General features: G+C 44.2%; 23 protein-coding genes. 11 read left to right on the forward strand and 12 right to left on the reverse strand.

Translation table 11 applies throughout. From position 1 onward, the window contains the following. Positions 1-22: 22 nt before the first annotated feature. The 6 genes from porN to VRU48_RS12900 form a co-directional block, all read right to left on the reverse strand. Positions 23-952 carry a type IX secretion system ring subunit PorN/GldN gene (gene porN / locus VRU48_RS12875; RefSeq protein ID WP_330108324.1) on the reverse strand — a complete coding sequence of 310 codons (930 nt, stop codon included), beginning with the start codon at positions 950-952 and terminating at the stop codon, positions 23-25. A gap of 6 nt (positions 953-958) precedes the next feature. After that, on the reverse strand, positions 959-2491 hold the full coding sequence (porM, locus tag VRU48_RS12880) for a type IX secretion system motor protein PorM/GldM (protein ID WP_330108325.1): 1533 nt from the start codon (positions 2489-2491) through the stop codon (positions 959-961). Between the two features lie 40 nt (positions 2492-2531). Beyond that, positions 2532-3338, reverse strand: a complete 807-nt coding sequence (gene porL, locus VRU48_RS12885; RefSeq protein ID WP_330108326.1) for a type IX secretion system motor protein PorL/GldL — start codon at positions 3336-3338, stop codon at positions 2532-2534. Positions 3339-3378: 40 nt separating this feature from the next. Beyond that, positions 3379-4710: a T9SS ring complex lipoprotein PorK/GldK gene (porK, locus tag VRU48_RS12890; protein ID WP_330108327.1), complete on the reverse strand. Its 1332-nt coding sequence runs from the start codon at positions 4708-4710 to the stop codon at positions 3379-3381. A 275-nt stretch (positions 4711-4985) separates the two neighbouring features. After that, positions 4986-5756, reverse strand: a complete 771-nt coding sequence (locus VRU48_RS12895; protein ID WP_330108328.1) for a uroporphyrinogen-III synthase — start codon at positions 5754-5756, stop codon at positions 4986-4988. Between the two features lie 16 nt (positions 5757-5772). After that, positions 5773-6816: a DUF4271 domain-containing protein gene (locus VRU48_RS12900; protein WP_330108329.1), complete on the reverse strand. Its 1044-nt coding sequence runs from the start codon at positions 6814-6816 to the stop codon at positions 5773-5775. A 25-nt stretch (positions 6817-6841) separates the two neighbouring features. On the opposite strand from VRU48_RS12900, the gene hemW reads away from it, so the two are divergent. From hemW to VRU48_RS12930, 6 genes are all read left to right on the forward strand, one after another. After that, complete coding sequence (gene hemW / locus VRU48_RS12905; RefSeq protein WP_330108742.1) at positions 6842-7978, forward strand: radical SAM family heme chaperone HemW; 1137 nt, start codon at positions 6842-6844, stop codon at positions 7976-7978. A gap of 50 nt (positions 7979-8028) precedes the next feature. Further along, positions 8029-8826, forward strand: a complete 798-nt coding sequence (locus VRU48_RS12910; protein WP_330108330.1) for a sterol desaturase family protein — start codon at positions 8029-8031, stop codon at positions 8824-8826. Further along, the gene (locus VRU48_RS12915; protein ID WP_330108331.1) at positions 8816-9601 is read left to right on the forward strand and encodes an SDR family oxidoreductase; all 786 of its coding nucleotides are present in this window, start codon (positions 8816-8818) and stop codon (positions 9599-9601) included. Before VRU48_RS12910 ends, VRU48_RS12915 begins: the two co-directional genes overlap by 11 nt. 113 nt (positions 9602-9714) lie before the next feature. Further along, the gene (locus VRU48_RS12920) at positions 9715-10266 is read left to right on the forward strand and encodes a fasciclin domain-containing protein (protein WP_330108332.1); all 552 of its coding nucleotides are present in this window, start codon (positions 9715-9717) and stop codon (positions 10264-10266) included. A 193-nt stretch (positions 10267-10459) separates the two neighbouring features. Next, the gene (locus VRU48_RS12925) at positions 10460-11338 is read left to right on the forward strand and encodes a cupin-like domain-containing protein (protein WP_330108333.1); all 879 of its coding nucleotides are present in this window, start codon (positions 10460-10462) and stop codon (positions 11336-11338) included. A gap of 552 nt (positions 11339-11890) precedes the next feature. After that, positions 11891-12505 carry a sugar O-acetyltransferase gene (locus tag VRU48_RS12930; protein ID WP_330108334.1) on the forward strand — a complete coding sequence of 205 codons (615 nt, stop codon included), beginning with the start codon at positions 11891-11893 and terminating at the stop codon, positions 12503-12505. 76 nt (positions 12506-12581) lie between these two features. On the opposite strand, the gene VRU48_RS12935 is transcribed toward VRU48_RS12930, so the two are convergent. After that, positions 12582-13013, reverse strand: coding sequence for a YybH family protein (locus VRU48_RS12935; RefSeq protein WP_330108335.1), 432 nt, complete (start codon positions 13011-13013; stop codon positions 12582-12584). A 133-nt stretch (positions 13014-13146) separates the two neighbouring features. Here VRU48_RS12935 and VRU48_RS12940 point away from each other — a divergent pair, with 133 nt between their 5' ends. The 4 genes from VRU48_RS12940 to VRU48_RS12955 all read left to right on the forward strand — a co-directional run bounded on the left by VRU48_RS12940 (position 13147) and on the right by VRU48_RS12955 (position 17531). After that, a complete protein-coding gene (locus VRU48_RS12940; protein WP_330108336.1) occupies positions 13147-13527 on the forward strand; it encodes a ribosomal maturation YjgA family protein in 381 nt (126 codons plus the stop codon). A gap of 93 nt (positions 13528-13620) precedes the next feature. Beyond that, on the forward strand, positions 13621-14712 hold the full coding sequence (locus tag VRU48_RS12945; RefSeq protein WP_330108337.1) for a vWA domain-containing protein: 1092 nt from the start codon (positions 13621-13623) through the stop codon (positions 14710-14712). A gap of 63 nt (positions 14713-14775) precedes the next feature. Beyond that, a complete protein-coding gene (locus VRU48_RS12950; protein WP_330108338.1) occupies positions 14776-16260 on the forward strand; it encodes a sigma 54-interacting transcriptional regulator in 1485 nt (494 codons plus the stop codon). A 23-nt stretch (positions 16261-16283) separates the two neighbouring features. After that, positions 16284-17531, forward strand: coding sequence for a metallophosphoesterase (locus VRU48_RS12955; protein WP_330108339.1), 1248 nt, complete (start codon positions 16284-16286; stop codon positions 17529-17531). Between the two features lie 463 nt (positions 17532-17994). On the opposite strand, the gene VRU48_RS12960 is transcribed toward VRU48_RS12955, so the two are convergent. Beyond that, positions 17995-18624: a class I SAM-dependent methyltransferase gene (locus VRU48_RS12960; protein WP_330108340.1), complete on the reverse strand. Its 630-nt coding sequence runs from the start codon at positions 18622-18624 to the stop codon at positions 17995-17997. Then, a complete protein-coding gene (locus VRU48_RS12965) occupies positions 18617-19528 on the reverse strand; it encodes a UbiA prenyltransferase family protein (RefSeq protein ID WP_330108341.1) in 912 nt (303 codons plus the stop codon). The genes VRU48_RS12960 and VRU48_RS12965 overlap by 8 nt, the downstream gene beginning before the upstream one ends. A 151-nt stretch (positions 19529-19679) precedes the next feature. Between VRU48_RS12965 and VRU48_RS12970 the strand changes: the two genes are divergently transcribed. Further along, the gene (locus VRU48_RS12970) at positions 19680-20570 is read left to right on the forward strand and encodes a UbiA prenyltransferase family protein (protein ID WP_330108342.1); all 891 of its coding nucleotides are present in this window, start codon (positions 19680-19682) and stop codon (positions 20568-20570) included. A gap of 126 nt (positions 20571-20696) precedes the next feature. On the opposite strand, the gene VRU48_RS12975 is transcribed toward VRU48_RS12970, so the two are convergent. The 3 genes from VRU48_RS12975 to VRU48_RS12985 all read right to left on the reverse strand — a co-directional run bounded on the left by VRU48_RS12975 (position 20697) and on the right by VRU48_RS12985 (position 25032). Beyond that, a complete protein-coding gene (locus tag VRU48_RS12975; RefSeq protein ID WP_330108343.1) occupies positions 20697-21386 on the reverse strand; it encodes a response regulator transcription factor in 690 nt (229 codons plus the stop codon). Between the two features lie 70 nt (positions 21387-21456). Continuing rightward, a complete protein-coding gene (locus tag VRU48_RS12980; protein WP_330108344.1) occupies positions 21457-23133 on the reverse strand; it encodes a sensor histidine kinase in 1677 nt (558 codons plus the stop codon). A 6-nt stretch (positions 23134-23139) separates the two neighbouring features. Continuing rightward, positions 23140-25032 (reverse strand): S9 family peptidase, encoded by a 1893-nt coding sequence (locus tag VRU48_RS12985; RefSeq protein ID WP_330108345.1) that lies wholly within the window; start codon positions 25030-25032, stop codon positions 23140-23142. Positions 25033-25213 lie beyond the last annotated feature (181 nt).

Consider the following 25213-nt stretch of genomic DNA (forward strand, 5'->3'; position numbering starts at 1 on the left):
ATTTTCATCGAGGCTTTTCGCTTTAATATTCCCAGAGGCCCTGTTCAAAGTCGGCCATGGCTTTCTTAATTCTTTCTGATTCTAACAAGCGATCCTTCGAATTGCTGATGTAATCTTCAATCCGGTTGTCGGCCGCATTAGATTGCTTTACAATATTGCTGAAAAACAGGCGGCGGGTAAAAACATCGTCGAAGTTAATGCCCGAATTATCGTTGAAATTATTGGCGATTTTCTTTTTCACCAAAATCTCGCGCAGGTCGTCAAAGTAAAACCAACCTGTAGCACTTTTCAAGGTATCGGCCCTGGCCGTATTGGTGGTTGGATCAACAACCGGATTTCCGTTATTGTCTACCTGTGTTTTCACATCGATGCGCACCAAAGCCAAACCAATGATACGAGGTTCGAATATACCGCGTTTGATATCCAAAATCCAGTCTTCCTTAAGCCTTACGATTGGGTAGCTGGCTGCAAAGAACTCGTTATTGGCTCTATTTATCTCGTTGGTACCTGGATTAACTCCCAAAAACGCCGTGTCGGCAGCAGAATAGGTTCCGGCTGCGTTGTTGGCTTTTTTATTGTTGATCGGGTCTTTTTGAAAATCTTCGTCGTCATTGGCATACATATCCAATTCGCCGTTTTTAAGCGCTTCGTAAATTACACCGATCAAGTTGATTTTAGGCGAAGCCAAAATCTGGTTGCCATGGTCGCGCAAGTCGATTTCGCGCCATACCCTTTTGGTAAAGGCCACATCTTCCTTGTTTACCACCGAGTAAGGAACCACCGTATCGGCCACACTTTCTTCCCTGTACACATAGCCGTCTTTTTTAGGCAGCTTTTTCTTTGGGGTTGCAGGCTTATCTGTAGTGGTAGTTGGCGGAGGCGTAGCTGTAGTTTGGGCAAAGGCAAAAGCCGTTGTCAACAAAAGCAGCGATAGAAAAAATACTTTTTTCATAATTTTTTAGTTTACGGTAAATACCATCGAATTTACTGTAGGCGTACGTCCATCAGGCAATTGCACCTGAACATTGTCTATATAAACCACCGATTTGAATGGCAGGTTGGCCAATGCGGCCTTGGCTTGCGCATTCAGGTTATCGCCTTGGCAATAAATAATCTGTGCTTCTTGTCTTGGTTTAACTATGGTAATGTTGAACTTGGTTACTTTTACTTTCACATCGAATTCAAAATTATCGATAGAGGCGGTTACCTCGTTCTCGCTGGCCATTTTGTTGCCAGAGATGATGCCCCCCATTTTGCCTGCAAATTTGGCTACCGGATTAGGTACTGGTTTTACCCTGAATACGCTATTGCCCAAGCTGATGGTTTTGCCTTCGTTGGCTGCCGATACGCTGATGGTTACATCTTTGCCTACCAAGCTTCCCGGTACATTGATCATAAATTTACCGGCACCACCCGAAAGCGAACCTTCCGAAATGCTGGCTTTTACACTTTCTAACGGGAAACCAGGCGCCGAAATCGAAAACGGATTCGGAATACCTGCATAAATTACGTTCAGGTTGGTAGAAGAAACCGTAGCCGATGGCTTGGCTACTTGGTAAGTCATTTCAGGAGTAGGATAATCTTTAAAATCACCATTGGTTTGTTTAACCCTAATCGTGCCTCTCCATTTGAATACGCCAACGCTTCCGGTACCACCAGTATAAGTACCTACACCATCTTTTACAGTTAGCGGGCTCCCATTTACTGTAATCGCTGGATTAGACTTCGTATCGCTGGCGGTTAAGAATACTTCGGCCTTATAAGGTTGTCCTTGTATTACATAGCTGCTTGATGGCACAGCCACGGCCTTAAAGTTGTCGAAAGTCATTTGGGTTTCGCTCATCTTACCAAAAATCTTCTTCACCACTTCAATTTCCGCATTTTTTAAATCGGCTTGAATTTTGGTCAGAATGGTATTGGCCGCTGTTAAAGGTGTACCATCACCAAAGTTGATGTCTTCCCACTTGGTTTTTCCATTCACAGGCTTAGCCGGATCTTTGGCTTCCAAAGTAGCCGCAATGGTAGCGCCTTGAGGCAACAAGGCAATCAGTTTTGCCCTGGTATCGTTGATCTTGGCTTTCAGCTTTTCCCCTTCTTTTTTGGTGATCATGATGTCTTGGGCAATATCCAAGTTATCGCGAAGCGTCAGGTCGCCGGTTTCAGGATTGATCCCTTCGCCTTTGGCCTTAAACTCATCCTTTAGCCTTTGCAGGTCCTTGTTCAGGTCGTCGGCCAAGTCTTTTGCCTTATTGGCATCATCCCAAAGCGGTTTGGCGCGCTCTGGCTTATTTTTAAGTTCGGTATTTTCAAATGCCGTAAAAAGCTGATCTAAGCTGGCGCTTACATTGACTTTAGAGGCATCCAAACTATCGTTGATATTCTTAAAAGCATTTAAGATTGTGTCTGAAACGTTTAAGGCAAGCATAGCCAACAATACCAAATACATGATATTGATCATCTTCTGCCTTGTCGTTTCTTTTCCTCCAGCCATGTTTAATTAGATTTAGTGATCGATTAAAATGAATGAATGATTAAACACGTGGTTGGTTCATTGCGGTAAGCATGTTGCCGTAAATCGCATTCAATGAAGCCAGGTTTTTAGCTAATTTTCCTACCTCGTCCTTGAACTGTTTCGAATCTTCCATCGAATCGTTGAAGTTGCCCATCGTTAGCGAAAGGTTTTCGTAGAACTTGTTCATCGATTTCAGGTGTGCGCTCGAACCTTGCAATTCCAATTCGTAAACGGCATTTAAGGCCGAAAGGTTTTTGGCCAAGTTGTTTACCTGCTCGTGGTAGGCTTTGGTATCGGCATTGCTGTTGCCCATTTCTACCAATTGCTCTGTAGCTTTGTCGAAAGCGTTGCTTAAATTATCGAAACTTGCCGAAGCAGTTTTTACTTTGCCTGTAAATTCGTTGGTGGCCACTACGGTATCGGCAACATTTGAAATGGTCGAAACCTTATCGCCAAAAGTGCGAAGGCCATTGCCCAGGCTTTCGATCAATTCAGGACCAACTTTGGCATCTTCCAACATTTTGTCTAAAGCAGCGCTAGAAGAAAAACCTGAGCTTGCGGCAGGCCTAATGGTTGCTTTTGGCAATTCGCCGTTATAGTTAGGTGCCAATTCTGGGTATACACGCTCCCAAGGCAATTCTGGTTCTGGCGGAAAAAATCCGGTTAAGAAAAACAACAGGGCTTCTACGCCCAATCCAGCTCCAATTAAATAATTTGCCCATACTCCTCCGATGTGGAGGATTTTAGCCAATGCACCAAGGATTACTATACTCGCGCCCCAGGAAATTGCAATGTGTAACCAACCTGGTTGTTTCTTAGCTGCCATAATCTTTAAATAAGTTTCGTTTTAGTTTTTTAGAGATAAATTAGTTTAATGCGTTTCCAGGGAAATCGGATACGCAGCGGAAGCCGATATAAGACCTCGCCTTGTCTTGGTACTCATAGGTACCTACCGAATTCTGCAAGAAGAAGCCCATGTCTTTCCACGAACCGCCTCTTACCACTTTGGCGCCTTTAGCGGTATTGGTATAATTTGGATTAAAATCTAGCAATAAGCTGGTGGCCGATCTGTTGTAGGCCGTAATGGTCCACTCGGCTACGTTACCGGCCATGTTGTACAAGCCGTAATCGTTTGGCAGGTAAGCCCTGGCATCAACGGTGTATAAGCCACCATCGTCGGTATAGTTACCTCTGCCCACTTTAAAATTGGCTTGCAAGCAGCCTTTGGTGTTTTTGATGTATGGTCCGCCCCAAGGATATTTGGTTTGTGTTCTGCCACCTCTGGCTGCATATTCAAACTCCTGATCTGTTGGAAGCCTGTATCTTAACCTGCCATTGGCCGGCAGTTTTCGAGCCGAAGCCACGTTTGAGTACAATACGGTTCTCCAGTTACAGAAGGCATTGGCCTGCTCCCAGGTTACGCCTACCACCGGATAGCGGTCGTAAGAAGGATGGCTGAAATAAGCTTCAACCATAGGATCGTTTTGCGAATAAGAAAAATCCAATTTCCAAACCAAGGTATCAGGATAAACGCTTACCGAAGGGTGCTCGTTTGCCTTGCCTGGTGTTGGGTTATCGGTATAGGTTTGGATAAAATCTCTTCTGCTTTTGTTAGGATCATTTCTTCCGGCGGCCTCCAAATCGTGGTCCAGATAGCTGTAGGCATACTTTAATTTCCTTACGTCTATTTCGTTTTTGCCCGGCAAAGCGTCGTTACCGGCGTAGTACATGTTCTGCAGCTTAGATTTATACTGGCTGTTTCTGCCCCAAAGCACGGTTCCATTGCCCACCCTGTTCCAGTCGATGTTTCTTGGTCCCACTACCGTGCCACCAGCCGAGTTAGCCGGAGCCGGCCTGTAAAGGGTTGGCGCACCCGATTCGCCCATAGAAGCGATAGCCACCGAATCGCGTACCCAGTTTACAAACTGTCTGTATTCGGCATTGGTAATCTCGGTTTGGTCCATATAAAAAGCCGAAAACGAGGTCATTCGGCTTGGAGTTCCCTGATAAAAACTCATGTCCTCATCAGTCATACCTATTAAAGTCCTTCCGGGCGGAATAAATACCATTCCAAGCGGAATAGTTCTATTGCTGAACTTTTTATTGTATGCACCTACCAGCTCTCCCTTGTTGCCTCCTGAGCAACTGGCCAGAAAGGCACAAATGATGAAAAAACTAAAAAGGTATATTTTCCTCATAAAATCAGTTAAGCGATTGTAATAATTTTAATAGCAATTTTATCGAATATCCTTGATATAAACAATATTTAACGCAAATAAATCAGGAATAATTTAAAATTAAACCAGCACCAAACAATTGCCAAAGGCACTCAATAGTTAAAAATAATTTCGTTTAAGTTAAATTATTAACATTAAGTTACTGAAAGCAAATCGTTTACTCTGTCCCACAAACCTACGCTTTAAACCGCAAAAAATCCAAATTCAGAGTACTTAACGATAAAAAAAACGTTTTATTACTTGTTAGATTTTTTGATGTAGTTTTCGATAGCCATAATCATAGACGGCGCTTCTGGAGAAGGTGCCGCAATATCTACAATCTGTCCAGCTTCGGTAGCCGCCTTGTTGGTGTTCGAGCCAAAGGCCGCAATACGGGTATTGTTCTGCTTAAAATCTGGGAAGTTAATGTAGAGCGATTGGATACTAGATGGACTAAAGAAGGCAATGACATCATAAAAAACATCTGCCAGGTCAGACAAGTCGCTTACCACGGTCTTAAACAGCACCGCAGGCGTGAAATTGTAGCCGTTCTTTTGCAAAAAGTTCATGGTGTCTTCGGTAGCCACGTCAGAACAAGGGTAAAGGAATTTCTCTCCGGCGTGTTTTTTCAATACCTCGGCCAAATCGGCAGCGGTTTGTTTGCCAAAGAAAATCTTGCGTTTTCTATACTGGATATACTTTTGAAGATATAATGCCGTTGATTCTGAAATACAGAAATACTTGAGGTCTGCCGGCACTTCGTACCTCATCTCTTCGCAAATCCTGAAGAAATGGTCGACCGCGTTGCGACTGGTAAATACCACAGCGGTAAAATCGGCCAGGTTGATTTTATCTTTTCTAAAATCTCTTGCCGGTACGCCTTCTACATGGATAAACGACCTAAAATCGATTTTCAGGTTGTATTTCTTGGCCAGATCAAAATAGGGTGATTTTTCTGTTTCGGGCTTCGGCAAAGTGATCAGAATACTTTTTACCTTGCGTAATCTTTCGTCTTTCTTTTCCTGCATTTTAACTTTTTACCTCTTAAAATCCTATTGCCTTGATTAATATTAGTATAGGGCAAATTTCGAGGGTGCAAAAGTACAAAAATAAATACATTTTAGAAAACCTATAGTGAGATAAAATGTTTACGCCTGCCCTTATAAACTGAAATACAAACACAACCACCAGCAAAATTATGGCTATCGCGATATAGTAAGCGCCATATTTTAAGGGAGAAAGCGCAAAAGCGATCACCAGCGGGATAAACAATAAAGAAGCATTAAAATAACTTAAATATAATATCGACACATACTCGTTAACCGGTTTCTGGATATTGAATACATAGCCCAATAGGCGCAACAATAAAATTTTGAGCACATACAGCACAATAACCACGATAGAAATGGTGACAAAGAACTGGAAGCCGTTGGCCACGTAATTGAGCTGTTGGTACTGGGCCGCCAAATAAAAGAACATGCCAATGGTAAAGCCAAACTGCACAAAGAGCAACAGGAACGGCCAGGAGGTAAAAAGGTTGTCTTCCTTGTTGAGGTTGCCCAATACCCGATTGCTAAAAAACGACTGTACAATGGTAGTAAGCTGTTTGGAGAAGCTGTATTTTAATCCGGCAAAAAGAGCCAGCAACAGGGCAATCACTCCCAAAATCCAGACCTCTCCTTTTTGAAGCAATTCTCCTTGCTGACGAGGGTTGTTGCTTGCCGATTTCGACAAAAAATCCTTTTTCAACATTTCGAAATCGAGGGTGGGATAGCCAAAACCTTTGCGCAGGCTGTCGGCCAACAAGGCTTTGGTGAGCGAATCGAGTGGCATGAGCCTTTTGGGCGTAATGGTATCTGGCGCCAGGGCTTGTACCGCAGCCGTATCAGGAATGTCGGCTTGGAGCACCTGTTGCAGACTATCGGCAGGCACAGGAACTTGCTGGGCCTTAACAGGCAGCAAAGCGCAAAGGCAAACCAGGCCAGTTATTCCTAAAATCTTTCTGTACATGCTAAACTCCAAGCTAACAAGGTCTTTCTGGCTGCAAATTACGGCTTTATTCCTTTGTTTTCCTAATTGAAATACCATGTTTAATTTAAGCTATCTTTGCACCATGGCCGGCATTTATATCCATATCCCCTTTTGCAAAAAGGCATGCACCTATTGCGATTTCCATTTTACCACTTCCCTCAAACAGGTAGAGGAAATGACCACAGCCATTTGTACGGAGCTCGACCTGAAGAAAGACCGGATTACCGAACAGGTGGGCAGCATTTATTTTGGCGGAGGCACGCCTTCGGTTTTGCCCATTGCTTCCTTGCAACAGATCTTCGAAAAACTGACCCGTAATTTTGCCATAGCCAGCGATGCCGAAATTACCCTGGAGGCCAATCCCGACGACCTGAATGCCCAAAAACTGAAGGAATTGAGGCAATTGCCCATCAATCGTTTCAGCATCGGCATCCAATCGTTTTTTGAGGAAGATTTGCTTTGGATGAACCGCGCCCACCATGCCGAAGAAGCCGAAGGTTGCATTAAAAGAAGTCAGGATGCGGGTTTCGAAAACCTCAGCATCGACCTCATTTATGGCTATCCCCTGCTCAGCAATGCCAAATGGCAGGACAACATCAATAAGGCCATCGAACTGCAAACACCACATATTTCGGCCTATTCGCTTACGGTAGAAGAACGCACCGCCTTGGCTCATGCCATCCAAAAAGGCAAACAAAAGGACCTGAGCGACGAACAAAGTGCACAGCAGTTTTTAAAGCTGACCGAAGAACTGCAAAAGGCCGGCTTTGAACATTATGAGATTTCCAACTATGCCCTGCCCGGCCAATACGCGGTGCACAACACCAATTACTGGCGAGGCGTGTCTTATTTAGGCATCGGCCCTTCGGCGCATGGATTTGACGGACATACGCGTCATCTTAATATTGCCAACAATGCCAAATACCTGGCGCAACTGGGTGCAGGGCAATTGGCCGAAACCCGGGAAGAGCTCACGCTTACCGATCGGTTTAACGAATACATCATGACCTCGCTACGTACCATGTGGGGCACAGATCTGCAAAAAATAGCGCAGGAGTTTGGTGCATCCTTCGCCCGTGAAACTCAGCAACAGCTGCAGCCTTTTGTTGCAAATGGGCAAGTACTGCTCGACAACGACAAAGCAAAACTGACCACCGAAGGAAAATTATTTGCCGATGGCATTGCCGCCTCGTTGTTTGCCAGCGACGAAGACGAATAATCTGAAGCATTTTCAGTATTTTTGCGATCATCCTCTATTATTTTTCAATTATGACTTGGGAAAATCTTTTCAAATTTTCTTTTCAGGTAGGTACGCGTTATTTTTTTATTGCCGGACTTGCTTTCCTGATCTTCTACATTTTATTTAAGGAGCGGTTCAGCGGCAGACGTATCCAAACCAAGATGCCGAAAATGGCCGACCACCGTCGCGATATTTTCTATTCGGTCATTACCATCTTGATTTTTGGCGCATTGCCGGTTATTTTCCTCACCAACGATGCCGTGAGGCCTTACACACAGCTCTATCAAAACATCAGCGATTACGGCTGGGTCTATTTCTTTTTGGCCTTTCCGCTCATGTTCATCATCCACGATACTTATTTTTACTGGACGCATCGGATGATGCACCATCCCAAACTGTTTAAGCTCTTTCATTTGGTACACCATAAATCGACCAGTCCAACACCATGGACGGCCTACTCTTTCCACCCTTTGGAAGCAGTTGTTGAAACGGGCATCTTTGTGCTCATCATTTTTATCATGCCAGTTCATGAGCTGCACCTGGCGGTTTTCTTTTTCATCATGTTCGTGTACAATGTGTACGGGCACCTGGGCTACGAGCTTTTTCCGAAACGTTTCCATAAAACCTGGATCGGCAGGTGGGTGAGCACTTCTGTGGCACACAACATGCACCATCAATATTTTAAGGGCAACTATGGTTTATATTTCTTATTTTGGGATAGGTGGATGGGCACATTAAGGCCAGAATACGACGAGAAATACGAAAAAGCCACTGCCTCTAAAGCCGATAAGGCAAAAGAAACAGCACAAGCGCTACATGAAAAATAAAATAGTTTGGATTACGGGCGCCTCATCAGGCATTGGCGAAGCTTTGGTTTACGCCTTTAACGCTTTGGGCGCCAAGCTTATCATTTCATCAAGAAACCGGGACGAGCTGTACCGCGTAAAATCGAACTGTAAAGCCCAGATAGATGTGCATGTTTTGCCCCTCGACCTCGAAGATAGCGCCTCATTACCCCAAAAAGCCGCCGATGCCTTGCGCATTTTCGGAAAAATAGACATCCTCATCAACAGTGGAGGCATTAGTCAGCGGGCCTTGGCGCTCGAAACAGACCTGGCCACCGAACAGCGCCTCATGAACGTTAATTTTTGGGGCACCGTAATTTTAAGCAAAGCCGTATTGCCACAAATGTTGGCCAATGGCAACGGCAGCATTGTATGCGTGAGCAGTTTGGTGGGCAAGTTCGGCACGCGTTTCCGTTCGGCCTATTCGGCTTCCAAACATGCCTTACACGGCTACTTCGATTCGTTGCGCATTGAAATAGACAACCCAAACATCCAAGTGCTTTTGGCCTGTCCCGGATTTATCAGGACCAAAGTAACCATCAATGCGCTTACGGCCAACGGCTCAGCCCAAGGCACCATGGACAGTGCGCAAGAAAACGGCATGGCACCCGAAGTCTGTGCCCAAGCTATTGTTAAGGCCATCGAACAAAAAAAGGAAGAGGTTTACATTGGTGGCAAGGAAACCAGGGGCGTGCTGCTGAAGCGCTTTTTTCCGAGACTGTTCTCCAAAATCATCCGTAAAGCCAAAGTAACTTAGCTTCTATAAGAAATTCAATAAACTGTAAATCAGTAGTTTGAAAAATATTTTCGACAAGTAAAAATCCGGACACTCGTGTGTTGCGTATCTCTTTTCAAAATCAACATAAAAACATGAAAAGAATATTCCTATTTGCAGCTGTCGTAGTAGCTATGGCGTGCTCCACACAAGTTAAGGCCCAAAAGAACCCAATGGTTGGCGGTGCGGCCATGTATCCAACCAAAGACATTGTAGACAATGCAGTGAACTCTAAAGACCATACTACCCTGGTGGCCGCCGTAAAAGCTGCCGGCTTGGTAGAAACCCTAAAAAGTGCTGGTCCGTTTACCGTATTTGCGCCAACCAACGAGGCTTTCGACAAATTGCCAAAAGGCACTGTAGGCAACTTGGTAAAACCAGAAAACAAAGCCACTTTGACCAAAATACTCACCTACCACGTAGTTGCCGGCAAAATGGGCAGCAAAGAAATTGCCGCAGCCATTAAAGCTGGGGGTGGCAAAGCCGAACTGACTACCGTAGAAGGTGGCAAACTATGGGCCTGGATGGAAGGCAAGAACCTGATGCTTAAGGACGAAAAAGGTGGCATGGCCAAGGTAACGATCAAGGATGTGTTTCAAAAAAATGGCGTAATCCACGTAATCGATACCGTTTTGATGCCTAAATAAGCAACTCTTAAAGCAAAAACCAGAGCGCCGCGAATTTTCGTGGCGCTTTTTTATGGCTCAGGCTTTGGCAAAAATCATTATATTATCATAGTGTTAACATTTTATGTACAAAGCATATACTTTTCGATTTTAATTCACATTTTTGTGTTTGGAAGAACGGCAATGCCCTCTTCTGCACTAATTTTGCCACACTATGAGCTTTATCTTAAAACCGGTTGATACCGTTGAAACCATCAGCAGAGAAGACTTCAAGAAAAACTACCTTGATGCCAAACGCCCATTGGTCATTAAAGGATTAACCAAAGACTGGCCTGCCCGCGAAAAGTGGACAACAGAATATTTAAAGGAAATTGCGGGAGATTTAGAGGTTCCTCTTTACGACAACTCGAAGGCAGATCCGGCAAAACCAATCAATGCCGCCACAGCACATATGAAATTTGGCGATTATCTTGACCTGATTAAGCGTGAGCCTACAGAGCTGAGGATTTTCTTTTTCAATCTCTTTAAAAAAGTGCCAAGCCTGATCAACGACGTCAAAATTCCGAAAGAATTGATGGGTGGATTTATCGAGAGCATGCCGGCCATGTTTTTTGGCGGTTCCAACTCGGTAACCTTCTTGCATTACGATATCGATTTGCCTCATATTTTCCATACGCACTTTGGCGGTCGCAAGCACATCATCCTATTCGATTACAAATGGAAAGACCGCTTGTATTGTCTGCCAAATGCAACCTATGCCTTAGAAGATTATAAGGTTGACAACCCTGATTTCGAAAAATTCCCTGCATTGAATGGTGTTGAGGGCTACGAAGTGTTTTTAGAGCATGGCGATACCTTGTTTATGCCTACCGGCATGTGGCACTGGATGAAGTATGTTGATGGTTCGTTCTCTTTAAGCTTAAGGGCCTGGGATCAGTCGATCAGCAGAAAAGTAGCCAGTGTTTGGAGCCTGTTCAGGCATGGTGCGGTAGATAGCTTGATCAAGATGGCATTTAAAGAAAAGTATGCCACCTGGAGAGAGAAAAAGGCCGTTAAAATTGCCGAAAGGGCTTTGGCCAAAAACAGACCCTAATTAAATGTGCCAACAGCAAGAGCTTAAAAAAGCTGCTAACCTGTGGCCCATCAAAATACTAAACGGGACTCTCAGCAATGAAGTCCCGTTTTTTATGAAGCTATTTTTAGCTTTAACAATAATATCAACCAACCTTAGCCTCTCTTAGGTGCCTTAGGTGGTAAAAACACATTATTTAAACCACCTTAGAAACCTTAGGCAGCCTTAGTAACACATCACCAAACAAAAACTTAGCTTTTCTTAGGCGTCTCGGGTGGTGAAAAACATATGATTAAACTACATTAGAAACCTTAAATAACCTTTAGCAACATCATCAAACAAAACTTAGCCTTTCTTAGGTGCCTTAGATGGTAAAACACATTATTTAAACCACCTTAGAAACCTTAGGCAGCCTTAGTAACACATCATCAAACATAAAACTTAGCCTCTCTTAGGTGCCTTAGGCGGTAGAAACAGTCTAATGTAAACCACTTTAGAAACCTTAGAATACTTATGACCAAACTGAACTTTAGCCTACCTTAGGCGCCTCAGGTGGTAAAAACCATACCAAACATGCAACAAACTCCACTAAGCGAAAAAGAAAAAATGCTGTCGGGCAAAGCCTACCAAGCCGGCGATACTACCCTGGCCAAAGAAAGATTAAAGGCACGCGAAATTGTTTTCGAGTTCAATAACCTCGCTCCAAAATTCATCAAGCAACGCAAGGAATTGTTGCGGAGACTTTTTGGCAAAACCGAAAAGATGTTTTATGTAGAACCGCCATTCAGATGCGATTACGGCTATAACATCGAAATAGGCGATAACTTTTACGCCAACTTCAACCTCGTTATCCTCGATTGCGCCAAGGTAAGTATTGGCAACAATGTTTTTATTGCTCCTAATGTTGCCATTTATACCGCTGGCCACCCCATCCATCCACATTTGCGCAATCAGGAATTTGAATGGGCCCAACCCATTACCATAGGCGACAGCGTTTGGATCGGAGGCAATGTGGTCATCAATGCCGGGGTAAAAATTGGTAATAATACCGTAATTGGTTCAGGTAGTGTGGTTATCAAGGATATTCCAGATAATGTACTGGCCGCGGGCAATCCCTGCAAGGTTATTCGCCCAATTACCGATGCCGACAAAGACTATTATTACAAACAGTTTAAACTTGACGAGTAATAGTACATTGCAGGTCGCCAACTATTCTGTACAGAAACTTACCCTCTTTGTTGTTAATTTTCCGCTGTGTTTTCTACTAGCTGCTGTGATCAACCACCACTTTCCACTGGCCGTTTATTTTGCGTAGCAACAGCGTAAAATAACCTTTGGGTTCGTCCTTTTCGCGCTTTAGGTTCCAGCTTCCCAATACAAAAGCCCTATCCTTAGCCAAAAAATCTACTTTTTTGATGCCGAATGTCAAAAAGCCCATAGCCGATTTATCCGGATAGCCCCTTTTGTAATTGTCCAACGTTTGTTGCCAGCCATAGGTCGGTCCGCTTTTGCCCACAAAAAGCAGGCTGTCGTTTTTCCAATAACCCTGCATGTAGGCTTCCACATCGCCTTTGTTCCAGGCGCCGCGCTGTTTTTCGAGCACATCCAAAATGGCCTGCCTATCGGCTTTGCTTTGGGCAAACGCGCCCATAGCCAACATGCATCCTAAACAAACCATAGCTATTTTCTTCATCATTTTTTGAGGTCTAATTTGTTTTGAAGATAAGATTATTTTCGCTTGGCCAAAAACTGGTTCAACATTTGTGCATCATTTGGCAGTCCAACATAACAAACCTAGCTGGACTGCTAAATTATCAATCTCAACCCTTATGTTCCATTTTAACCTCAAGTACTTTCTACTGGCCATTTTAATCTTTTTGGTCGAAGTATTCATTGCGCTTTACATCCATGATGCCATTATCAGACCCTACATTGGCGATGTGCTCGTCGTCATTTTGCTCTATTATGCGATCAGAAGTTTTCTTCGCGTTCCAGTACTTCCGACAGCCATAGCCGTATTGATTTTTGCCTATCTGATTGAAATGCTGCAGTATTTTCAATACGTAAAATGGCTGGGCCTGCAGGATTCGCATTTGGCCAACGTAGTGATGGGCAATTCTTTTGCATGGACAGACCTCATGGCCTACACCATTGGTATTGTACTCGTGCTATTTTTCGAAAAAGAACCTACGTTTAAAAGAAGCACCTAAACCAAAGTTGCCATGTGGCTCCAAAAATGACATCAGGCTTAAAATATTCTTGAGCCAAACTTTTAACTTCGATATTTCGTTAATAGAATCCGAATGAGAGGTTTTCAATTTTCCAAATTCAGGCCTAACGACCTGCCCAAAGGCGGTTTCGATGAAATGCTAAAGCTTTTTACCGAACTGCTCAACTATACGGCTGGCGATGCGGGCGAAGCATTGGCCTGGATGAACGAGCTCGACAAGAAATACAAGTTTACCAATAACGATTACGCCATGGGCGATTTTATTGACGACTTGAAGGAAAAGGGCTACCTGAAAGAAGAAAACGGCGAAGTAAAGATTACTGCCAAGACCGAACAAACCATCCGTAAATCGGCCTTGGAAGAAATTTTTGGCAAACTGAAAAAGGCGGGCAAAGGAAACCACAACAGCAATATTTCGGGGGTTGGCGAAGAGAAAAATGCCGACAGGCGCGAGTATGCCTTCGGCGACAGCCTCGATCAGATAGACATGACCGCTTCTATCCAGAATGCGCAGGTTAACCACGGCATTGGCAACTTTACCTTAACCGAGCGCGATTTGGAAGTAGAAGAAAAAGACTACAAAACCCTCACTTCTACCGTGCTCATGATCGATATTTCACACTCGATGATTTTGTACGGCGAAGACCGCATCACCCCGGCCAAAAAAACCGCCATGGCCCTGGCCGAACTCATTAAAACCAAATACCCGAAAGACACGCTCGATATTGTGGTTTTTGGCAACGATGCCTGGCCCATTACCATCAAAGATCTGCCTTACCTGCAAGTTGGGCCCTACCACACCAACACCCTCGCCGGCCTTGAACTGGCTACAGACCTGTTGCGCAGACGCAAAACGCACAACAAGCAGATTTTTATGATTACCGATGGCAAACCAACCTGCCTCAAGGAAAACGGCCGCTATTATAAGAACAGCATGGGACTTGACAGGAAAGTAATTGGCAAAACACTGAACATGGCGGCGCAATGCAAACGCCTCAACATCCCGATTACCACCTTTATGATTGCCCAAGACCCCTACCTGCAACAGTTTGTACGCCAGTTTACGCAGATTAACGGCGGCAGGGCCTTTTACAGCTCGTTAACCGGCCTTGGCGAATACATTTTTGAAGATTATATAAAGAACAGAAGAAAAACGGTGAGGTAGTCGGAAAGTCAATAGAAAGAACATCCCAACTTTAAAACCTTACTACTTTACAACAAGATACGAATGCAAGCAAAAACTCTAGGCGAACTCAAAGCCTCCAATTATAAATCGCTCAGCGTTAAAGACGAGCTCAGAAAAAATCTCATTAAACAACTGCAGCTTAAAGAAGCCGGATTTGAGGGCATTTTGGGCTATGACGAAACCGTAATTCCAGAACTGCAGACGGCCATCCTTTCTAGGCACAATATTTTGCTGCTGGGCTTGCGCGGCCAGGCCAAAACCCGTATTGCGCGTTTGATGGTGAACCTGCTCGACGAATACATTCCCTACGTAGCCGGAAGTGAGATTTTCGACGATCCGCTAAATCCCATTTCCTGGCATGCCAAAAACGAGATTGCCCTGAAAGGCGATGATACCCCTATTTTATGGCAGCACCGCAGCGAGCGCTACACCGAAAAACTGGCGACGCCTGATGTAACCGTTGCTGACTTGATTGGCGATGTTGACCCCATCAAAGCCGCTACGCTAAAACTGACCTACAACGACGAAAGGGTAATCCACTTTGGCTTGATTCCGAGGGCACACCGCAGCATTTTCGTCATCAACGAACTGCCCGACCTCCAGGCGCGTATCCAAGTGGCACTGTTTAACATGCTCCAGGAAAAAGACATTCAGATTAGGGGTTTTAAGCTCCGTTTGCCTTTGGATGTACAGTTTGTGTTTACGGCCAACCCCGAAGATTATACCAATCGTGGCAACATTGTTACCCCATTAAAAGATCGTATCGAAAGCCAAATTCTGACCCACTACCCAAAAAGCATCGAAATTTCGAGAAAGATTACCTTCCAGGAAGCTAGGCTCACCGAAGAGCAACGCAGCCTGATCGAAGCTGATGGATTGGTGAAAGACCTGGTAGAGCAAATTGCTTTCGAAGCGCGCCAAAGCGAATATATCGACCAAAAATCGGGTGTGTCGGCCCGTCTAACCATATCGGCTTACGAGAATCTGATTAGCAATGCCGAACGCAGAATGCTCATCAACCACGAGCCACGCACTTTTGTTCGCCTATCTGATTTAAGTGGCATCATTCCGGCAGTAACCGGAAAAATAGAGCTGGTTTACGAAGGTGAGCTCGAAGGCCCAGCCAAGGTAGCCCACACCCTGATTGGCAAAGCCATCAAGCACTTGTTTGTACGCTATTTCCCTGATCCCGAAAGAGCCAAAAAGAGCAGAACAGCCAATCCATACACCAAAATTACCGAATGGTTTACCGAGGGCAACACCATTGACATAGCCGACGACTTGACCTTTGCGCAATACCAAAAAACCTTGACGGAGGTAGGCGGCTTACACGAATTGGTGCAACAGTTCCACCCCAAGCTGAGCGAAAACCAAACCTTGTTGCTCATGGAATTTGTGCTGCATGGCCTGGCGGCGTTTTCTCAGCTCAACAAAAACTACCTGAACAGTGGTTTTGGCTTTGCCGATATGTTCGATAGTTTGTTCAACGCCGACCTCAGCGATGAAGATGAGGAAGATTTTAGGTAATTTTAGCACTTCAAGCTTTATTTATGGGTCGTAGCCTCTTTCTTTCTATCCTGTGTCTGGTTGTTTTGGCACTCGATTTCTATTGTTATTATGCCATCCTGAGCGTTTTTAAAAAATGGTCGGCCAAAACCAAGCGCATTTTCGCCTACATCTGGTGGGCCGTTAGCCTTATACTTATTATTGGTGTATTTTGTGCCATTTACCTGAACCTGTTCCTAACCATCAGGGCTATTATTCTGGTGGCATTCTTTCTGCTTTCAACGGCCAAGGTATTTATGTTGCCTTTCTTGCTCATCGACGATTTGAGGCGATTGGCCATCAAGCTTTTTAAACGCAAGAAAAAACCCGCGAAAGTTGCCGAACCTATAGCTGGCGAACCTATCAGCCGTTCAGCATTTTTGGTCAAGGCCGGATTGGTGGCGGCCGCTGTGCCGCTCAGTTCGTTGAGCTGGGGCATTATTTCGGGTGCTTACGACTACCAGATCAGGAGAGTACGACTGGTATTGCCCAACCTGCCCAAAGCTTTCGACGGCATTACCATGGCGCAGATTTCAGACATCCACTCGGGCAGTTTTTACAATAAAACAGCGGTAAAAGGTGGCGTAGAAATGCTGATGGCCGAAAAACCCGATTTTGTGTTCTTTACCGGCGATTTGGTGAACAACCTCACCAGCGAGGTTAAAGACTATCAGGATATTTTTGCCAAGGTGAAAGCCCCATTGGGTGTTTATTCTACCTTGGGCAACCACGATTACGGCGATTATTATTTTGGCAAGGAAACTTCGCCAGCCAAGGTCAAAAACCTACAGGATATGGTTGCTACCCACAAGATTATGGGCTATGATTTGCTGATGAACGAACACCGACGCCTCAAGGTTGGCGGCGAAGAAATCGGTATTTTGGGCATCGAGAACTGGGGCATGGGCCGCTTTCCGAAATATGGCAAAATGGAACTGGCTACCCAAAACACCGATGATTTGCCGGTTAAGCTACTGCTTTCGCACGATCCTTCGCACTGGCGTGGCGAGGTATTGCAAAAATACCCACAAATTGATGCCATGTTTAGTGGCCATACCCACGGCATGCAGTTTGGCGTAAGATTGAAAGAATTTCAATGGAGCCCAGTACAATACATTTACAAGGAATGGGCCGGACTTTACCGCGAAAAGCAGCAACAGCTTTATGTAAACGTGGGTTATGGCTTTTTGGGCTATCCAGGCCGCGTAGGAATTTTGCCAGAAATCACAATTTTCACCCTGCAAAGGGCATAAATAGCCTCTTATCTCTGGTACCTTAGGCGGTAAGAACAAGTTTAATAAACCACCTTAGAAACCTTAGAGAGCCTTAGCAACATCATCAAACAAAAACTTAGCCTATCTTGGGCGTCTTAGCTGGTAAAAGAAACAAACCATTAAGGAATTTAGCAGGTTAGTAGTTTAAAGCTCAACCCTAAAAACCATACGAAATATCCATAAACCAAGCCTCTTTTAGGTAACTTCGGTGATAAGGACAGCTTAATAAACCGTCTTAGAAACCTTAGAGAGCCTTAGCAGCATCATCAAACAAAAACTGAGCCTATCTTGGGCGTCTTAGGTGGTAAAAGAAACAAACCATTAAGGAATTTAGCCGGTTAGTAGTTTAAAGCTGGACCAGCCTAAAACCATATGAAACATGCAAAACTAAGCTTCCCTTAGGTGTCTTAGGTGGTAAAAACCTAACACACAGTATGGACTTTTAAGGCTGTTTTTGATAAATAACAGCTTTGATAAAATTACCGTAATAATGCTTTTCGGTTATCGGGATGTATTGAGGCTTAAAAAACGGAGAGGTATCTATCAAATCGTTTACGCGAACAACATTGATGAATCTGAAAAACAAATGCATGGCTTTGAGTATAGCTCTTTTCCATAGTGCCGATTGCTTGTTCAGGTAGAAATCAACATCAACCCAAATACCTTCTGCTGCCAATAAAGCATCAATATGGCCAAATACTTTCTCGGCCTTTGCGCCATCAAAATTATCGAACAAGAAAGGCGTGAGTACGGCATCAAAAACCTGATTGGTTTGGTAGTCCTCGATATCCTGATGAACAAATTCGACCTGGTGATGCGTAACAACCTTTTTGGCCAAGGCAATCATCTCGATGGCGGCTTCTACAAAAACGATGGTCATGGGCTGGGTTATGGCATTCAGGTCTTTCAAAATCCACCCTGTGCCCCCACCAACAATGAGCAGTTTTTTGCAATGTCTGATATAGCCCAACTGCTCGGTTTGTGCCTTGACCTGCGATTTAAAAAACACCAACCGACTTAAAAAATCATATCTTTTGGCTATTTTATCGTATGATGGTTCTCGCTTAGCCATAAGTAAGCACGCCTAAAATTCCGCAAATCGATTTAAATAAAATCAGTCCATCTATCACCATTAAATAGTAGAGGATTTTATGGCGCTTACGCATAGAATAGGCCACAATAATGGTGGCCATAAACGGCAAGGTATTAAACAGCAATTGTAGTGCATGAAAATGCCGATAATGCGCAAAAATCAGCAATGAAGCCAATCCAATAACCAGCAAGGGGATTAAGATATAGAAAATTGTAGCACGCAGGCCATAACGCACCACAAAAGTCCGTAAGTCTTTATTGGCATCGGTGGGATAATCCTTAATGTCGAACATGATGGCATTTACGGTGCAGAACATCCAATTTTTAACAAAGAGCCAAATCCACAAAGGCCAATCCTTATCGTTGATATCGAGCTCTATTTTCAAGATAATCAGCAACAGCACATTGGCACAGCAGGCCCATACAAAACCGATTACAAAAGCTTTAAGCCAGCCCTTGTTGCGCAAATTGAGGCTTAAAAAAGAGCGAGGCAACAGGCCATAGTAAAATGCGCCGGCACACAGAATAACCACAATACTGGCCCAATAATCCTTGGGCAAGCTTAAAACGCCATCTATATTTTTGACGAACAAATAAGTGGCCAGCAACATCGAAACGGCAAACAAGATCCATTGGCTGTATTTAACGAAAGTCCGATTATCGGCATACCATTTTGCCCTTAAATTGGTTGGTTTTTGCAGTTTCATGGCGCCCCTATACGCATAGGTGTAATAAACCGTGGGCGATATAAAAAGCAGCACAAAATAAGTGGCCGAAGGAAAAGGCAGGCCTAATTGCAAGCAAGCTTCTATGGTTAGGGAAACAGCCAGAATGCCAACGAAATAGTTGCCAAAAAAAATCGACCTGATGAGCTTGCCTACCATTATAATCCAAAAATAAACAATTATTAAGCAGATTACGGCTATGATTTTTCGGGCTGAAGCAATGGGGTTGATATTTTGCCAGAAATTGCGATATTTACAGTAATGCTGAGCTAATTATTGGCCAATAGACAAATGAGCCAATTCACGAGAAATGTTTAAAAAAATACTTTTTTCTGTTCTGGATTTCCTGCTTTTCAGCAATATTTTTATTGCCGTTTGCGCCGTTGCGCAAGGCTTGGTTACTTATTATTTACTAGGACTTCCGGCAGATCGGTACGTATTGGCTTTTCTGTTTTTTGCCACACTCATTATCTACAACCTCAGCGTACTGTTAACCAAGCCAGCCGACCTGCAAAAATCGCAGTTCAAAAGAATAGACTGGTTCTTTGAGCATCATCGCCTAATGATATCGATAACGATGATTGCCATCCTGTGCATTATACCATTAGCCTTGCTGTACTTAAGCATGCAAGCCAAATTGCTGATGGCCTTTGTAGGCATTATTGCTGTGGCTTATAACTTTCCTTTTCTTACGCTAGACCAGAAAAAGATAGGCCTGCGCAACCTGCCGGTTATCAAATTGTTTCTGATTGCCTTTATATGGTCGGTTAGTTGCGTATTGCTCCCTATTGTAGAGTTGGAAAGCAATTATGGCATTGTTATTCCGCTGGGCGAAACGATTCTTTTGCTTGCCCAGCGCCTACTGTTCGTCTGTGTCTTGACCATTCCTTTTGATATTAGGGATTTTTTCCAAGACAAAATCTACGAGCTTAAAACCATTACCGTAACCGCTTGGGAGAAAAAGGCCTGGGTCTTTTGTCAGGCACTACTGGTGTTATACCTGATCTTGCTGGTGCTGTTTACCAAAACCATTAACCTCGATGTGGCAGGTCTGACCTTGACTATTTTTTTAACGGGCTGGCTCATCTTTAAATCGAACCCGAAAAGAAGCGAATACTACTATTTCTTGTGGCTTGACGGCATCATGATTCTGCAGTGCGCCGTACTGTTTGCCACTAATCTGCTGGACAAGCTCTTTTAAACCGCAGGAACACTTGCGAAGTTTAACTTTTAGTCATTTTGTTTTCAATGGTAAAGTTGAGGGCTACGCCGTTTAAAAACTTCGCAAGTGTTTTTCAAAGAGCTTCGCAAGTGTTTTGAGAATACTTTATCCCGCATTAAAGCGGTAGCCGATACCGCGAACGGTTTGCAGCAACTGCGGATTATCGGGGTTGAGTTCTATCTTTTTGCGTAGCCTTACAATGTGCATGTCGAGGGTGCGGGTATTGACGTCGGAGTTGTAGCCCCAAACCACCAGCATCAGCTCGTCGCGGTTGATTACTTTGTTCGGGTTGCGCAGGAAATACAGCAAAATCCTGTTTTCTAAAATGGTCAATTCTATTTTCTTGCCATCGCGAAACAGGGTATGAATATTCGGATGGTGCTCCATGTTGCCAAAACGGTGTATTTCTGAACGGTCGTTGTTGAGCAGGAACTTCACCTTGCTATCGAGCATGGCTACCAGTACATCCATGTTAAAGGGCTTGGTTACATAATCAGAGGCCCCAAAATTATAGGCATCGATCTTATCTACGTCCTGCGCCTTGGCCGTCATCATAATTACCAAGCCTTCGTAGCCCTGTTTGCGTACTTCTTCGCAAACTTCAGAGCCTTCTTTGCCTGGCAGCATCCAATCGAGCAACACAATATCAGGCTTTTCGTTCATAATGGTCTCGATGGCTATTAGTCCATCGCTGTTCTCCAACACTTCATATCCTTCTGCCTGTAAACGGTGTACCACCAAGAAACGAAGATTTTCGTCGTCTTCAACAATCAGTATTTTAATTCCTTTAGACATTTTTTTTTGTTTTAAAGTGCAGTGTTTAAAATCGGAACGTTATCGCCTACAGCTAGCTACAGACCCAACACTACAACTCGTTATTATAGGGTAATACAATTTTAAATTCGGTTCCTTTGTCTACCACGCTTTTTACGGTGATTTCGCCACCCATAAAGTTAACCAGTTCTTTGCAAAAAGCCAAGCCCAGTCCTACACTTCCATTCTGGTTGTAGCGGTTCTGAATGCGGTAAAACTTTTTAAAGATATTATTTATTTCCGACGATGGAATACCGATGCCCGCATCTTTAAACCTGAACACCACGCGGTCTTTAATCAAGCGGGCCGAAATGTGCAGCTTTTTGTGGTTAACCGGCGAATATTTATAGGCATTTTCGGCCAGGTTATCGAACAGGCTGCCCAGCAGCACCGGATCGGTTACAAAGGTTTTAAAGCCATCCAGTTCGTAGGTAAAATCGAAATCGGGATGCTTGAGGCAATGCACATCGATGGTACTTTCAATAAACTCGGCCATGTTGATTTCGTCGCGGTTAAGGGTAATGGCCTTGTTCTCGATCTGGGTAAAAGCCAGCAGTTTGTTCATCAAGCCATTGAGTTTGTCGGCTTCCTCGTCTAATATTTTTCCGTACAGCTTTTGTTCGCGTTCGCTGATGCTTGGGGCGCTCTTGATGTTGTTGCCCGCAATTTTGATCACGCTTACCGGAGTCTTGAACTCGTGCGTCAGGTTGGTCAGGAAATCGTACTGCAGCTTGAACATTTTATGGTTGATGTTCAGGTTGCGGTAAATGAGAAAAGCCACCAGCACCAATACGCCATAAAACAGCAACAAAAGCGCGGCTATAGGCAGAAAGTAACTGAAGATTTCCTTTTTAACGAAAGACCGCGACGAGATGAAATAAAGCTTAAACTCCGAAAACGCACCAGGCAAGGCAATCTCGCCAGTAACGTATTCAGACGAAGCATCGAGGGGATCGTAGGTAATGGGCTCAATCCTGATGTTCTGGTACAACAAGGGCCTGGTATTCCTGATTTTGATCTTGCTCGGATCAAGCTGAAAAGAAAGCAGGTCTTGCTGGTAAACGGGTTGCGAATCCAGCTTCTCAGAAACCATTCTTTTGTAGGTTTTGAGCTGTTCGGGACTCGGAATGTTAAAATAGTCGATTTTGTTGGATCGAATATTGGTAAAATTGCTGAACAGCTGATCCTGACTGGGCACTTTGGCTGTATCCAGTTTCTGTACAAAGTTGATGAGCTTTACGGCTAAGGCATTAAAATCTTCGGCCTCCGCATAGTTTCGGCCTTCGCTCTCGGTAAACAGTTTCACCGAATCTTTAGGCACCAGGCTGCCAAACTGATAAACCCCTTTAATGCCAATGGAGAAATGGCCCAGGTTCATGCCGTTCTCCTCATATTTGATATTCCTTACCTCAGTATCATAAAAAACCACCTTCGATACAAAGGGGTATTGAAGCAAAATGGTATCGACAAATTTAGAAGCCGTTGCCGAATCGAGAAAGCCGTTGTAGTACGAAATCTCGGGCAACTTGTTAAAAAAGAAATCGTTATAGGGCTTGATGCTTTCTTCCAACACATTGGCCTTGGCCGAAACAAATTCGTTTTCGATGTTCTTTTTGCTGTAATTGAAGGCCAAAAACAACGAAAGGATAAACACAACCGAAATCAGGACAATAAAAGTTACGATCAGCGAAAAATTCTTGCGATATCCAGTATCTTTTTCTGAAACCATTTCAGTTTATTTCTTTTTCAAATTGTTCTCCAAAAAGCTTTCGAGCGCGGCGTAGGTCTTTTGTCGGCTTTCTTCGCGTCCCATTCCGAAAGGCAGGTCCTCCCTTTCAAAATAAGTGACCGGCACGTTGCGCTTTTTAAGCTCTTTGACAAAGCGGATAGCATCGCTGGCACTGATACGCGGATCTTTGGTATTTTGTGTAATAAAGATAGGGATATTTACTTTCTCGGCGTGAAAAATAGGCGACGCCTGGCGCATGTAGTCTACGTCGGTATCGGGGTTGCCTATAATTTCGTAGTACATCTGCAGGTTCGACCTGAAGAAAGGCGGAATGGTGCTCAGGTAGCTGAACAGGTTCAACACGCCCGTGTTAGAGGCTGCACATTTGTAGAGCTTCGGACTTTTAATAGCCGCATTGAGGGCAATGTAGCCTCCAAATCCGCTACCGTAAATAGCAATGCGTTGCGGATTGGCAATTTTCTTCTGGATGAGCCATTGCACGCCATCATCAATATCGTCTTGGATCTTGCCGCCCCATTGCTTAAAACCGGCCGCATAAAAATTCTTGCCGTAGCCCGACGAACCCCGGTAGTTGATTTGCAGCACGGCATAACCTCTATTGGCAAAAAACTGTACCTCGGCATTAAAGCCCCAGGTATTGCGCTGACCTGGTCCGTTATGTGGAATAACCACCACGGGCAGGTTTTTGGCTGTCGAGTTTAAAGGCAGGGTCAGATAACCGTTCAGTTTCAGTCCGTCGCGCGAGGTAAAGCTGATTGGCTTCATTTCGCACATTTCTTCTTCCTTGATCGAAGAATTGATATCGCTGAGTTTCTTCAAGGTACCGCTACTGGCAATGTACAGGTAATACGAACCCGGGTTGCGATCGGTAAATGTTCGCAACACAAATACATCTTCGCTCTTATCGCGATCGATGACCCTCACTTCTGCCTTCGCCAACAATTTGTCCAGTTTCTGGTAAAGCACTTTGGCGTCATTGTCGAGGTAATGCTTTTCCTTTTTCCAGGTTTCGCAAACCACATAAGCCATTTTGCCTTTCCTTTTCGAGTATTGGGCATCTACCACGTTCAGGGTATCGTTAGAAAACAGTACGCTTTTTTCTTTTCCGGTTAGGCAATCAAGCTCAACCAGTGCGCTATTGTTGCGGTTCACGTCAGAAATGGCATACACCGTATTGGGTTTGTCTTCGGCAAAAGCCACCGGAAACAAGGTTGTTTTAAAATTATTGGTGAGTATGGTTTTAAATTCCTGTCCTTCGTTTTCACGGTACAGCAATTTTTCATTTACGCCATCGCTCGAAGTAGCCATGCGCAGCCGTCCTTTCGAATCAGTTATCCATTTGGTAATGTTGCCAGGGTTCTGTGCGGCCATTTCCATCTTGCCGTCGCGCACGTTTAGGCGATACACGTCAGACACCGTCGAATCGCGTTGGTTAGACAGAATGAGCAGGTATTTATCGTCCATCAGCTGGTCGTCGAGCACGCGCATCCTCGTTTTTTCGTTGCTGCTCAGCTGACGTTCGTTCTTTCCCTGTTTGTTGATGATGAACAAATCAGACTGAAACCGATCGCCATGTTTCTCCTTGTAATAAATCAGTTCGTTGTTGCTAACCCAAGAATAAAAGCTGATGTTTTTTTCGTGCAGGTGGGTTAGCTGCACCACTTTGCCTGTGGCGATATCTTCGACAAAGAGGTTTTGCTTTTTGTCTTGCAGCTTCAGGTACGAAAGACTTTTGCCGTCTGGAGATATACGGTACGTGGCCCTATCTTGCGATTTAAAAAAATCGTTAACGGGAATTTCGGGCACTTTATTGCCCCTGTTACAGGCCAACAGCAATGTTCCGAGTACCAATAAAATATATCTTTTCGCTAATGTCATACTTAAAAAATCATACAAAAATACGGAACACCTTGCAGGCAAGGGCATTTGCCGTTAATATTGTTACTTACCCCCAAACCGTATTTAGGATTTCAATGTAGCCAACATTGAAATTTATTCAAATAAATTGCGAGTAACATTTAGAATACGCGCCCACAATTTTCGTTATTTGAACAAACAG

This window comes from Pedobacter albus, from assembly GCF_036324255.1.
Taxonomy (GTDB): Bacteria; Bacteroidota; Bacteroidia; order Sphingobacteriales; family Sphingobacteriaceae; genus Pedobacter; species Pedobacter albus.